The sequence below is a fragment of the Streptomyces sp. NPDC002958 genome, assembly GCF_055563255.1.
In genome coordinates this window covers 1-11541 of the sequence record NZ_JBVHDS010000052.1, presented here as the reverse complement: position 1 = coordinate 11541, position 11541 = coordinate 1, and the positions used below count along the sequence as shown (strand labels likewise).

The window sequence follows — 11541 nt, the reverse complement described above, 5'->3', positions numbered from 1 at the left end:
TCTCACCCCACTTCCGCCCTCACCGCCACCTGATGACAGCCCCCGACCACCGAGCCGAGATGACCGTCCGCTTCGCGATCTGGGACCAGATCACCGGCGCTGCCGGCCGGCCCACCACGGCCTGACCACAGGCCCGGACCGCGGGCCCCACCAGGCCACGACGCACCGTCAGGCACCTGCAACCCAACAACGTGACAGCACCTGTCGAACTGCATGTTGGCGGCCCGGACCTCGGCGAGCCGGGTCTCGGCCTGCTCGCGCAGCGGCTTTGGCAGGCGCTTGGACAGGAGGGAGAGCAGGTCGGCTTCCTCCATGCGCCAGATGCACTCGTGGGCGAGGGTCAGGACGGAGTTGCGGCAGCGTGACGGCTGGCATGCCCCGAGGAGTGGCGCCTGGCCGCACTGTTCAGCGGGGAGCTGGTTCTGGCATTCCGCGGTGGGCGCGTTCCACAGGCAGTGGTTGACGGTGCCGAGGTGAAGGTTCGCGAACTCCATCGCCGTCAACATTGAGCGACTCAGCGGGCCGGCCGGAGGAACACCTCCGGCCCGACGGCCCACCGCCTTCCAGAATTTCCTGGACCAGCACAACATCCACCGGCCGAAGTCCTGGAGAAGCAGCGGTGGTTGACACCGCCGATTCCAAGATCTCCGACAGAATCAAGGTCAGTACCTGTTTTCGATCCGCCGTGCAACAGGGGCCGGTCCTGGCGGGGCCGAATCGGCTGACGGCCCGGCAGGGCCACGGACACACTCGAAGGGGTGAGCTATGCGCAATCGGTCCGTGCGCCTGAGGCGTGGAACGGGATACTCGGGCTGCCATCAGCATGTGGGGAGACACGGAGGACGGCCGTGTCGGCACCCGCCAGTCACCCGCCCGACCGCCCCGGGAAGGTTGCGTCATGAGTTCCGGAGAAAGTACGGGCCGACCTCTCCACGGCCGCTCCACTCGACGGTACGTCCCCGCCCGGGGCGTCTACACGGAATCCGCGCGCCTCCAACGGCTCGACTGGCTCCGCTCCGTCACCGGCCTGGCGCTGGGCTCCTTGCAGCACACACGACTCGACGCCGGCAGGCTGACCGGCAACATCGAGGGATTCATCGGCGCCGTTGAGATCCCCATCGGCGTGGCCGGCCCCCTGCTGTTCTTTGGGCAGAACGTCCAGGGCGAGGTCTACACCCCGATGGCGACCACCGAAGGCGCCCTCGTCTCGTCGGCGACCCGGGGCGCCCTGGCCGCCACCCTGGCAGGCGGGGTCACCACCCGCGTCGCGGCCCAGGCGATGACGCGCGCACCGGTCTTCGTGTTCTCCCGGCTGGATGGCGCCGCGCGTTTCTCCGCGGCGGCTCCCCGGCACCTCGGCGACCTGCGTGCGGTCGTCCGCCAGGTCTCCGACCACGCCGAACTCGTCTCGGTCGAACCCGTGGTCCTGGGCAGGGCCGTCCACCTGCGGTTCCGGTACACCACCGGTGACGCGGCGGGGCAGAACATGACGACCGCCTGCACCTGGCGCGCGTGCCAGTGGATCGAGGAACAGCCGCACCTGGCCGGGGGCTGTGGGCTTGAGAGGTTCATCGTCGAGGGGAACACGGCGGGCGACAAGAAAGCGTCCGCCCAGGCCCTGGCCGAGGGGCGGGGCATCAGGGTCTCCGCCGACTGCCGGCTGCCGGCCGGCGTGGTCGAACGGGTCCTGCGGACCACCCCCGACGAGTTGGTCTCCGGCTATCAGCACATCGCGGCCGGGGCCGTCCACAGCGGGGTCCTCGGCTCCCACGCGAACACCGCCAACATCGTGGCCGCGATCTTCACCGCGACCGGCCAGGACATCGCCTGCGTGCACGAATCCGGGGCGGGGCAGTTCATCCTCGAACGGACACCGGACGGCGTCCACGCGAGCATGACCCTCCCCGGCCTGGCTCTCGGTACGGTCGGGGGCGGCACCCACCTGCCCGCCCAGCGCGAACTCCTGGAGACGATGGGCTGCACCGGCCGGGGCAGCGCGCACCGGCTCGCCGAGATCGTCGCCGGCTTCGCCCTGGCCCTTGACCTCTCGACCGTCTCGGCAGCCATCGCCGGACACTTCGCCGACGCCCACGAACGCCTCGGGCGGAGCCGGCCTATCCCCAGGCCCCAGCCAGGGGAGTCGACCGCAACAGCCCGTGTGATGGCGTCCGAAGCCTCGCTCTCGTGCCCGAACCAGCCTGCCCCCGCGCAGACCGACGGCGGCACCGCTTCACGTGGCTGAGTTTGTCTCGCAGCCGGACGTAGTCATGGTCCAGCGGTCCTGGACGGCGCGCTCCATCCGGCCGCCACCCGTTTCGGGCGTAGAAACGCTGCGCACGGGTGTTGGACGCCCAGCACTGCGGTCTCGTTCAAGCCCTTGGAGCTCGCAGGTGTTGACGTCGGGCCAGCTCCTCGTCGTCGACCAGAGTGAGCATGGGCTGACCGGGCGCACACAACATGGTGACGAGGAATCGGCTCCAGGAGTCCGTCCGGTTGTTGCCGTCCTGGTAGTGGATGACATCGCCACCTGGCTCCCAGAACGTCTCCCCGGCCCTGATCACCCGCTCGGGCTCGCCTTCCAGCTCGAAGAGCATCTCCCCCTCCAGCATGTAGCCGAAGGCGGGTCCCGAGTGCCGGTGGGGAGGGGTGCCAGGATCACCGGGAGGGAATTCGACGAGAACCGTCATCGCCTCTGCCCCCTCCGGAACGAACGGCGGTTTCGCCGACTGCAGCACGGTGAGCGCCGTCTTCCACGCTTCCGAGCGTGGCCGGCTCCCAGCGCCGCCCGCCGTCGGTTCATTGTTCGCCATGGGTGAGGCCTCCTCCGATAGGCGGACTGGGTCAGGAGAGCCAGTCCGTGTAGTGCGTGGGGGCGATACAGGCGTCGCCCTTGGTGGTGCGTCGCCGCTGACAGCGGCGAACATGCCGGCGGTGACGACGCTGCGACCGTCGGGACGGGCGTTAAGGGCAATACCGTTCAGTTAGGAACTTCTGGGTTAGTGGGGGGGGATGCCGCGTTCTGGTTGGGTGAAGCCGTCTTCTGATGTCCGGTTGTCGGATTTGGTGTCTGTGGGGTTGCTGACGCGGGTGTTTCCCGCAGATGTGGTTGACGCGGTGATCGAGGAGGCGGGACGTACTGAGCGGCGTCATCGGAGACGTCCTGGGCGGCGATCGGCTGGATCGGGGTGGCGGGCAGACGGACGACGTCACCCTCAGTGGTCCACGCCAGGACCGCAGCGACGAACTCCAGCGGCACGGCCTCGTGCCCTGCCGCGTTCAGCTTCTTCACGACCTGCGATCCGATCAGGCCCGTACCGCCGATCACTGCGAACTTCATCGGTCACCTTTCGTCGCGTACTGCTGGGTCATGCCCCCAGCCTGCGACGGCTTGGTGTGCGGCGCACGCGGGCCGTGCCCGGCCAGTCGGCGCCCCCCGTGACGTACTCGTGCTGCTGAGCTCTGAGGCGGCACACCAGGTGGTGCTCTGCCAACGTCAGGTCACCCAGGCCGCACGGGCCGTAGCAGCCGAAGCGGTCCGGATCGATCGAACATACGATGGTCGGGAGCGTGCTCGGGCAGCTCGTCGTGCCGGGCGTCGGGAGCGCGTAGGGCGGAGGAGTATGGCACAGGCCACCGACGCAACGCGGACCGTCATCCTGACAGTGGACGACGACCCGGGAGTCTCCCACGCCATCGCCCGCGACCTGCGGCGCCGCTACGGCGGCGGCTACCGGATCGTACGCGCCGAGTCCGGCGAGTCCGCGCTGGAGGCGCTGCGCGAGCTGAAGCTGCGCGGCGACCTGGTGGCCGTGATCCTCGCCGACTACCGGATGCCGCAGATGAACGGTATCGAGTTCCTCGAACAGGCCCTTGGCGTGTACCCGGGGGCGCGGCGCGTGCTGCTGACCGCCTACGCCGACACCGACGCTGCCATCGACGCGATCAACGTCGTCGACCTCGACCACTATCTCCTCAAGCCTTGGGACCCGCCCGAGGAGAAGCTCTACCCGGTCCTGGACGATCTCCTCACGGCCTGGCGGTCCAGCGACTACCGGCCGGTACCCGCCACCAAGGTGGTCGGGCACCGCTGGTCCGCCCCCTCCTCGCGGGCGCGCGAATTCCTCGCCCGCAACCAGGTGCCGTACCGCTGGTACTCCTCCGACGAACCGGAGGGACAGAGGCTTCTGGCGGCGGCCGGGGCCGACGGCCGACGGCTCCCCCTGGTGATCACGCCGGACGGTACCGCGCTGATCGAGCCGGAGTCGACCGAACTGGCCGCCCACGTGGGGCTCGCGACCACGCCGACCGCCGCGTTCTACGACCTCGTCATCATCGGCGGCGGCCCGGCCGGACTCGGCTCGGCGGTGTACGGGGCCTCCGAGGGGCTGCGGACCGTACCGGTCGAGCGGTCGGCGACCGGCGGACAGGCCGGCCAGAGTTCCCGCATCGAGAACTACCTCGGCTTCCCGGACGGCGTGTCCGGCGCGCAGCTGACCGATCGTGCCCGCCGCCAGGCGAGCCGCTTCGGTGCCGAGATCCTCACCGCTCGCGAGGTCACGGGGCTGGAGGTGAACGGTCCGGCGCGCGTCGTGCGCTTCTCCGACGGCTCAGCGGTCGCCGCGCACAGCGTCATCCTGTCGACCGGCGTGTCGTACCGGCAGCTGGGGGCGCCGGGATGCGACGAGCTGACCGGCCGCGGGGTGTACTACGGCTCGTCCCTCACCGAGGCGTCGTCCTGTGAGGGCCAGGACGTGTACGTCGTCGGCGGCGCGAATTCCGCCGGGCAGGCGGCGGTGTTCCTGGCTCAGGGCGCGAAGTCGGTGACCATGCTGGTGCGCGGGGAGTCCCTGACAGCGTCGATGTCGTACTACCTGATCCAGCAGATCGACGAGGCCCCAAACATCACCGTGCGGCCCCGGACCGTCGTCGAGGAGGCGCACGGCGAGGAGCACCTGGAACGGCTGATTCTGCGGGATACCGTGACCGGCGCCACCGAAGTCGTCGATGCCCAGTGGATGTTCGTCTTCATCGGTGCCGCCCCGCTGACCGACTGGCTCGGCGGGACTGTGCTGCGCGACGAGAACGGCTTCATCCTCGCCGGACCGGATTTGACGCCGGACGGGCGCCCCCCTGCCGAATGGGCACTGGACCGGCCGCCCTACTACCTGGAGACCAGCATCCCAGGTGTGTTCGTGGCGGGCGACGCGCGCGCCCGGTCCGCGAAGCGCGTCGCGTCCGCCGTAGGAGAGGGAGCCATGGCCGTGATACTCGTCCACCGCTTCCTGGAGCAGTCATGAACGCACAGGTCATGGCCTGCGACCCGCACGAGATCGGCTCGCTGTTCCTCTTCGAGAAGCTCTCCCCGGAGCAGCTCGGACGGCTGTGCTCCGAGGGACGGATGGAACGGTTCGCACCAGGCCCGGTCTACACCGAGGGCGACCCGGCGACCTGCTTCTACGTGATGGTCGAGGGAACCGTCGTACCTGTCCCGCCGGGTCGGCGGCGACGATGTGGAGGTCAGCCGGACCTCGCAGCGCGGCGTGTACGCGGGGGCCATGCAGGCATATCTGGGCGACCAGGTCCCGCAGACGTACATCAACTCCATGCGGGTGACCGAACCCACCCGGTTTTTCGTACTGCCCGCACAGTCGTTTGCGGATGTCATGCGGGAGTGGTTCCCGATGCCGACGCACCTGCTGGAGGGGCTGTTCTTCGGCTCCAAGAAGACCCAGCGGGCCATTGGCCAGCGGGAACACCTGCTGGCGCTCGGATCGTTGTCCGCCGGACTCACCCACGAGCTCAACAATCCGGCCGCGGCCGCCGTCCGCGCCACCGCGGCGCTGCGTGAGCGGGTCGGCAGGATGCGGAACAAACTGGCGGTCATCGCCCAGGGCCGCTACTCCCGAGTGGCCCTCGCCGAGCTCATCGAGATCCAGGAACGCACCGCCGAACGCGTCGCCAAGGCACCAATGCTGACCCCTCTGGAGGCGTCCGACCGGGAGGACGAGCTCGCTGGCTGGCTGGAGGATCACGGCATCCCGGAGGGCTGGCGGATCGCGTCGGCCTTCGTCCAGGCCGGGCTGGTCACTGACTGGCTGGACCAGGTCGCGGCGACCGTGGGCGAAGGCATCCTGCCGGGGGCGATCGGCTGGCTCAATTACACGGTCGAGACCGAGCTGCTGATGGACGAGATCGACGACTCCACCACCCGCATCTCCCGCCTGGTGGACGCGGCCAAGCAGTACGCGCAGCTCGACCGCGCCCCTCACCAGGACGTCGATGTCCACGAACTCCTCGACAGCACGCTGCTGATGCTGTCCGGAAAGATCGGCCCTCGGGTGAGGGTGGTCAAGGACTACGACCGCTCCCTCCCCGAAATACCCGCCTACCCGGCGGAACTCAACCAAGTGTGGACCAACCTCATCGACAACGCGGTGGCCGCCATCGGCAGCACGGGCCACGACGGCACCCTGACGGTCCGCACGGCCAGGGAGGGCGACCGACTGCTCGTGGAGTTCCGCGACACCGGCCCCGGCGTCCCCGAGGACATCCGCAGCCGCATCTTCGACCCCTTCTTCACCACCAAGTCCGTCGGGGAGGGCACCGGCCTCGGCCTCGACATCTGCTGGCGGATCGTCGTCAACAAACACCACGGCAGCCTCCAGGTCGAGTCCGTACCGGGCGACACACGATTCCAGGTGCTGCTGCCGCTGACCGCCCCCGAGACCGAGGCCGAAACCACAACCACCGAGGAGTCCGTATGACCGACATCGACGGCATCGCGGCGAGCGTCCCGCCCAGCACTACCGGCTGCGCGGACTGCGACGCAGTGGGGGGCTGGTGGTTCCACCTCCGGCGCTGCGCGCAGTGCGGCCACATCGGCTGCTGCGACTCGTCACCGGCCCAGCACGCCACCGCCCACTGGAAGTCCTCCGGGCATCCCGTGGTACAGAGCTTCGAGCCGGGTGAGGAGTGGTACTGGAACTACGCCACCGACGCCCTGTACGAGTCCGGACCCGAACTGGCCCCGCCGACCAGCCACCCGGCCGCCCAGCCGACCCCGGGACCGGCCGACCGTGTCCCGCAGAACTGGCCGGACCTGCTCCATCCCTGAGAACGCCCCAGGTCGTCCAGACGGTCCAGGGGCGGGCCGAGCAGCGAGGCGATCGGCCGCCTCGCCGCCTCCGGGGGCCTTGGTGATGGAGCCGTCCACAGCGATCTGATCGAGGACGAGGCCGACGATCCGGGTGGCCATGCCGACGTGGGGTTCACGGTTGCTGTTGGGCCTCAGCCGGAAGCCGGGTGGGGTCTGTGGGATCGCAGTTGCGGGTCCGTCACCCCGCCCGGGCAGGCGAGCTGGTCGATCGGCCATCCGGCGCGCCGGGCGCCGGCTTGGTACGCGCTCTCGTAGAAGGCGAGTACGGCGGCACGCGGGTCGGCCTCGGCACGGGCTTCGTCGTACGGCAGTACGGCCAGGTGGCTGTCGTTCCGGGCGACCCAGTGCGCCGCCGCGGGCTCGAGCGGCTCCTCGGCCAGGTGCGCCGGCTCCGGAGCGGTGTAGGAGTAAAACGCGGGCGCGGGAAAGGTGTCGTAGCGCGGGTGCGTGAAGAACCGTTGCAGCTCACCCGACGCAGCGATGTCCTCGTGCCGCTGTTGGCCGGGGATGTGGCCGGGACCTACTTCGGGCAGGTCCCGGACTTCGGGCGGATCCTCGGCGAGCTTGGTCATGTTCGGCTTCGGGCGCAGCATCGCGATGACGGTTTCGTTGACGGCGATGGGGTGGGAGGCGCCGGAGGCGCCGGCGCCGCGTGCGGTGGGGCCCATCTCCGTCACCGGGCGCCGCAGCTCAAAGGAGGCGGCCTCCAGGCCCTTGAGGGTCAGGTTCCTCCCCCGTGGCGGTGGAGCCGCCGTTCTCGGCGAGGCCGTGCTTGCGCATGTCACAGAGCGCGCCGGTGTGCGAGGCGGTACGGGCCTGCTTCTGCTTCGACGGAGTGTCCTTGCCGGTGTGCCGGTGGTTCAGGTGCGGGACGCCGATCCGCTGGATCTGATCAGCCGTGGCCACCTTCAGCAATCCGAGGACGCGCAGCGCATCGCCGCGGAAACTGTTCGTCGATCCCGCCGGGTTGGTCTTGCGCTTCCCCGCCATCAGCTCTGCTCCTTCGTCACTCGCGACCGGCCGCCAGCTGGCCGCCGCTGCTGGCCGCGCCCGGCCTGGGAGGGCGTCCGGGCCCCGGAACCCGATGCTCTCCTCCCATACGGACATCAGGAGGAGAGAAGAGGGTTGTGACGGCGCAGTTTTCGCACCGATTCCGGGCCTGACCAGGGGCTTTCCCCGGTACCCGGGTGTCGGGCACCAAAGGGGGTTCCCAAGTGCCGTCCGAAGTGGGCACCCAAGGAGCCCACTTCGGCTTGCCCGCCAGGGGCCGGCCTTCCGGTGTGATCGGCCCGAGCGTTGCCGCTGCCCGGCCATCGGGTGGGTGGTCGTCATCGTCTCGTCTCCTTCGCTGCCCCGGTCCGGGGTGGTCGGTTGGAAGGAGTGGCCGGTAGCGAGGCAAGTCAAGGGGAAGCGGGGCGTGCGCGGCCGGGCGGCGGATGCGGTCAAGGGGTCGGTGGCCGGGTCCGCCGCCCGGGCCGACAAGCGGGAAGGGGTCCGCTTTCTCCTTGCGCGCCCGTTTCGTGCGTGCGGGTGCAGATCTCTGTCCACAGGACCGCGATCCGAGCATCGCTTCTGAGGCCGCCGCGATCAGCGCGCCGGCCCGTGTATGAGGAGCCGTCATGCCTGAAACCACCGCCACCGAGATGCTCACCCCGATGCACCCGGACGACGTCTTCAGTGCGTTCGCCTACATCCGGGCCGCGCAGGCCCGCGACGTCGACACCGCCTCCATGGTGGTGAAGGAACTCGGAACGGAACTGCGCTGGCTGCTCCTGGACATCGCCGAACGCGTCATCGTCCCGGTCACCGCCCTGGACGACCAGAACGAGGAACTGCGCGCAGACTCCGCGAGGACGGCTCAGTGCGTTGTGGCAAACCGGATCTCGTTCGAGGTGTGCGGCGTGGGTGATCGTCTGGACGAAGGGACGGGTGCGGCCTCAGGCATGAAAGAACGGGCCCCTTGGTAGTGACGCGGTTACGACACCCAGCACGACCAAGGAAGCCCGTTGCCTGATCAGTTGAGCAGTACCACTGTGTCTGCGTCCACCGTGGTCACCCCTGGGTGTGACTGCTACGTGCACCGGTTCGGATCGATCGGTCCGGGGCTGCGGGCAGGCTGCTTTCCGAGTGACATGACGGATGCGGAGTGGGCCGAGGTCCGCGCCGCGATGCCGGTGCCGGCCCGGCTCCTCAAGCGTGGCGGGCGTCCGGAGGCGTACTGCCACCGCGAGATGTTCGACGCGGTGCGCTACCTGGTCGACAACGGCGTGAAGTGGATGGCGACGAGGGAACGATCAGGCCGCAACGCCGAGCCCAGCGCGGGGATCAACGACAGTCAGTCGGTGGACGCCTCCGAGACCGTCGGCAGGGACAGTCGCGGATACGACGGCGGAAGGTCACGCGATGGGCGCAAACGTCACATCCTGACCGATACGGGTGGCCTGCTCCTGGAGGTCACCGTGACCACAGCGGACGTCCACGACTCCAAGGCCGCCCCCGCGCTGCTGGAGACATTCATGGACCAGCCGGGAACTCGCGCCAACACTGCCGACGGGACGTTCATCCGGTAGGTGACGAACACCGGGCAGAATTGGACCGCGAGTGCGCGGTCCCGCACCGCGGCAGCAGTACGCCGGTGCGCAGCAGCCTCGAGGTGCGCCGCCGGGCGGTGGACTCGCTCATCCCCGTACGCTGCGTCAGTTCCTGATAGCCGAGCCGTACGTCGCGGCCGAGCGCCAGCATCAGCGGCATGTCCTCGGGTGCGGGGTTGGGGTCGGACTCCTGCACCGCCAGTTCGTCGCGTCCGTCGCGCATCACCTGCCGCTGGTCGCGGTCCAGCGCCCGCAGGTCCCAGCGGGAGCCCTCCGTGAGCAACTCGGTGACGATCTGGCTGCGGGTGGCCAGCACCCCGTCCAGGCGGCCGATCACCTCGGTGAGCAGCCGGGAGAGCGCTGCCAGGTCCGAAACCAGCACGGTGAGCAGCAGGTCCTGCCACCCCGAGGTGTGCTCCACGCTGGCCACCTGCGGTTGCTCCACCAGCCGGCCACCACAACCTCCGAACGCCTGAAGCTGCATCGTACGTCGCTGTACTACCGGATTCAGCGTTTTGAGCACTTGGCAAAGACGGCAACGAACGTCTCTGCCTGCACCTCGGACTGAAACTCGCGCGATTCACCGGCCGCTACCGGCCTGCCTGCTGAACCCCCAGTCCGGCGACGCCCCGCTGCCCCGCCCTGCAGACGGGCGGCGGAAAAGGGCGACGGCCCCGCCATCGGATGGCGGATTCAACAAATCGTCGCAACACGGGGAGTGTTGGGGTCGTTCTTCAGTAGTTCGGAGAAGCGCTCGGCTGGGCTGTCCCAGCCGAGCGTCTTCCTCGGCCTGGCGTTCAGCTCAACCGCTACGGCGTCCAGGTCCTCCCTGGAGTACTTCGACAGGTTCGCGCCCTTGGGGAAGTACTGCCGCAGCAGGCCGTTGGTGTTCTCGTTCGATCCTCGCTGCCAGGGACTGTGGGGATCGCAGAAGTACACAGGCACCCCGGATGTCTTCGAGAAGGCGTGGTGGTGCGCCATCTCCGTGCCTTGGTCCCAGGTCAGCGACCGTTTCAAGGTGGCTGGCAGGCCTCTGAGGGTGGTGGTCACCGACAAGCTGACAGAGCGACCATCACGGCGTCCCACTCCCCTCAAACTCACTCAGCGGGCCCCAGCCGCTGTCTGCCAACGTCCGCGTCTCATCACACCGCCTCGTCCCTCAGTCGTTGTCAGAGGTACGGGACAAGATCAGCCCACTAGACAACGCCGCACGACCACAAGGAAGCGCCTTGGACGACGATTTCATCCTACGAGGACCGCTCGGGGAGATGGCCGCAGCCGAAGCCGCCCCGGCAGGGTTGCACCCGGCAGACCTCTATGCAGGAGCGATCAGCTGGTGGTCCGCAGCTGTCTCCCCCGCGGTCTCGATCGTCTCCTGGCCCAGTGCCCCGCTGACGGTCTGGATGTCACACGTACATGACGATGCGTCCGACGGGTCCCGGCTCGTCGATGCCCTTCGCCGTCTCCTCGGAGGCTTTGCTCCGCTGGCGACCCACCACGATGTGACGAGCGGACGGCTGTATAGCGCAGCGGTGCATTCCACCCGCCGGGCGGAAAACGCCGGTACGGGCACCTCCGCGCTTCTCCTGACCGGTTCTCCGTTCACGGCTGACCCCGGCAGTTCCTGGAGAAGTCCTCTCCTGGAGAGCCATGCGCGCATGGCGTGGGACGGTCGACACATCATTCCCACGAGGGGCTTCTGAACCGCCCCGGGTCAGGTGGAGGCTCGATTTCATGAAAGGATCGAGTCATGGCACGACCTTCCCGTTACCCGCTTGAGCTGCGCCGACGTGC

Annotated in this window: 8 protein-coding genes and 6 pseudogenes; 8 read left to right on the top strand and 6 right to left on the bottom strand. The window is 68.9% G+C overall.

Features of this window, described 5'->3' with window-relative positions; translation table 11 throughout:
• Positions 1-125, top strand: a pseudogene (locus tag ACZ3IC_RS33545) (IS6 family transposase); the annotation flags it as partial.
• Positions 126-898: 773 nt separating this feature from the next.
• Positions 899-2242, top strand: coding sequence for a hydroxymethylglutaryl-CoA reductase (locus ACZ3IC_RS33540; protein ID WP_467422427.1), 1344 nt, complete (start codon positions 899-901; stop codon positions 2240-2242).
• A gap of 127 nt (positions 2243-2369) precedes the next feature.
• Here ACZ3IC_RS33540 and ACZ3IC_RS33535 read toward each other — a convergent pair whose 3' ends face one another.
• Positions 2370-2810, bottom strand: coding sequence for a cupin domain-containing protein (locus ACZ3IC_RS33535; protein ID WP_383770231.1), 441 nt, complete (start codon positions 2808-2810; stop codon positions 2370-2372).
• A 199-nt stretch (positions 2811-3009) separates the two neighbouring features.
• Between ACZ3IC_RS33535 and ACZ3IC_RS33530 the strand changes: the two are divergent.
• The 4 genes and pseudogenes from ACZ3IC_RS33530 to ACZ3IC_RS33515 form a co-directional block, all read left to right on the top strand.
• A pseudogene (locus tag ACZ3IC_RS33530) lies at positions 3010-3168 on the top strand (transposase domain-containing protein); the annotation flags it as partial.
• A 452-nt stretch (positions 3169-3620) separates the two neighbouring features.
• Entirely contained in the window at positions 3621-5297 is a 1677-nt protein-coding gene (locus ACZ3IC_RS33525; protein WP_467422424.1) for an NAD(P)/FAD-dependent oxidoreductase, read from the top strand.
• Positions 5294-6764 (top strand): annotated as a pseudogene (locus tag ACZ3IC_RS33520) (ATP-binding protein). The gene ACZ3IC_RS33525 and the pseudogene ACZ3IC_RS33520 overlap by 4 nt, the downstream one beginning before the upstream one ends.
• Positions 6761-7114 (top strand): UBP-type zinc finger domain-containing protein, encoded by a 354-nt coding sequence (locus ACZ3IC_RS33515; protein ID WP_451273790.1) that lies wholly within the window; start codon positions 6761-6763, stop codon positions 7112-7114. Before ACZ3IC_RS33520 ends, ACZ3IC_RS33515 begins: the two are co-directional and overlap by 4 nt.
• A 48-nt stretch (positions 7115-7162) precedes the next feature.
• Here ACZ3IC_RS33515 and ACZ3IC_RS33510 read toward each other — a convergent pair.
• The 3 genes and pseudogenes from ACZ3IC_RS33510 to ACZ3IC_RS33500 form a co-directional block, all read right to left on the bottom strand.
• Positions 7163-7246 (bottom strand): annotated as a pseudogene (locus ACZ3IC_RS33510) (IS5/IS1182 family transposase); the annotation flags it as partial.
• A 41-nt stretch (positions 7247-7287) separates the two neighbouring features.
• Positions 7288-7587, bottom strand: a pseudogene (locus ACZ3IC_RS33505) (DUF5996 family protein); the annotation flags it as partial.
• 259 nt (positions 7588-7846) lie between these two features.
• A complete protein-coding gene (locus ACZ3IC_RS33500) occupies positions 7847-8146 on the bottom strand; it encodes a hypothetical protein (RefSeq protein WP_467422419.1) in 300 nt (99 codons plus the stop codon).
• A 629-nt stretch (positions 8147-8775) separates the two neighbouring features.
• Between ACZ3IC_RS33500 and ACZ3IC_RS33495 the strand changes: the two genes are divergently transcribed.
• Together ACZ3IC_RS33495 and ACZ3IC_RS33490 are read left to right on the top strand one after the other, a co-directional pair.
• A complete protein-coding gene (locus ACZ3IC_RS33495) occupies positions 8776-9123 on the top strand; it encodes a hypothetical protein (protein WP_467422417.1) in 348 nt (115 codons plus the stop codon).
• A gap of 165 nt (positions 9124-9288) precedes the next feature.
• Entirely contained in the window at positions 9289-9726 is a 438-nt protein-coding gene (locus ACZ3IC_RS33490) for a transposase (RefSeq protein WP_467422414.1), read from the top strand.
• Here ACZ3IC_RS33490 and ACZ3IC_RS33485 read toward each other — a convergent pair.
• Both ACZ3IC_RS33485 and ACZ3IC_RS33480 read right to left on the bottom strand, forming a co-directional pair.
• Complete coding sequence (locus ACZ3IC_RS33485) at positions 9716-10192, bottom strand: Lrp/AsnC ligand binding domain-containing protein (protein WP_467422412.1); 477 nt, start codon at positions 10190-10192, stop codon at positions 9716-9718. The genes ACZ3IC_RS33490 and ACZ3IC_RS33485 overlap by 11 nt on opposite strands.
• A 248-nt stretch (positions 10193-10440) precedes the next feature.
• Positions 10441-10815: pseudogene (locus tag ACZ3IC_RS33480) on the bottom strand (IS30 family transposase); the annotation flags it as partial.
• Positions 10816-11541: the final 726 nt, after the last annotated feature.

Excerpts from the sequence above, each read along its gene's own strand:
- ACZ3IC_RS33540 (WP_467422427.1), top strand. The coding sequence starts at position 899 with ATGAGTTCCGGAGAAAGTACGGGCCGACCTCTCCACGGCCGCTCCACT.
- ACZ3IC_RS33535 (WP_383770231.1), bottom strand. The coding sequence starts at position 2,810 with ATGGCGAACAATGAACCGACGGCGGGCGGCGCTGGGAGCCGGCCACGC.
- ACZ3IC_RS33525 (WP_467422424.1), top strand. The coding sequence starts at position 3,621 with ATGGCACAGGCCACCGACGCAACGCGGACCGTCATCCTGACAGTGGAC.
- ACZ3IC_RS33515 (WP_451273790.1), top strand. The coding sequence starts at position 6,761 with ATGACCGACATCGACGGCATCGCGGCGAGCGTCCCGCCCAGCACTACC.
- ACZ3IC_RS33500 (WP_467422419.1), bottom strand. The coding sequence starts at position 8,146 with ATGGCGGGGAAGCGCAAGACCAACCCGGCGGGATCGACGAACAGTTTC.
- ACZ3IC_RS33495 (WP_467422417.1), top strand. The coding sequence starts at position 8,776 with ATGCCTGAAACCACCGCCACCGAGATGCTCACCCCGATGCACCCGGAC.
- ACZ3IC_RS33490 (WP_467422414.1), top strand. The coding sequence starts at position 9,289 with ATGACGGATGCGGAGTGGGCCGAGGTCCGCGCCGCGATGCCGGTGCCG.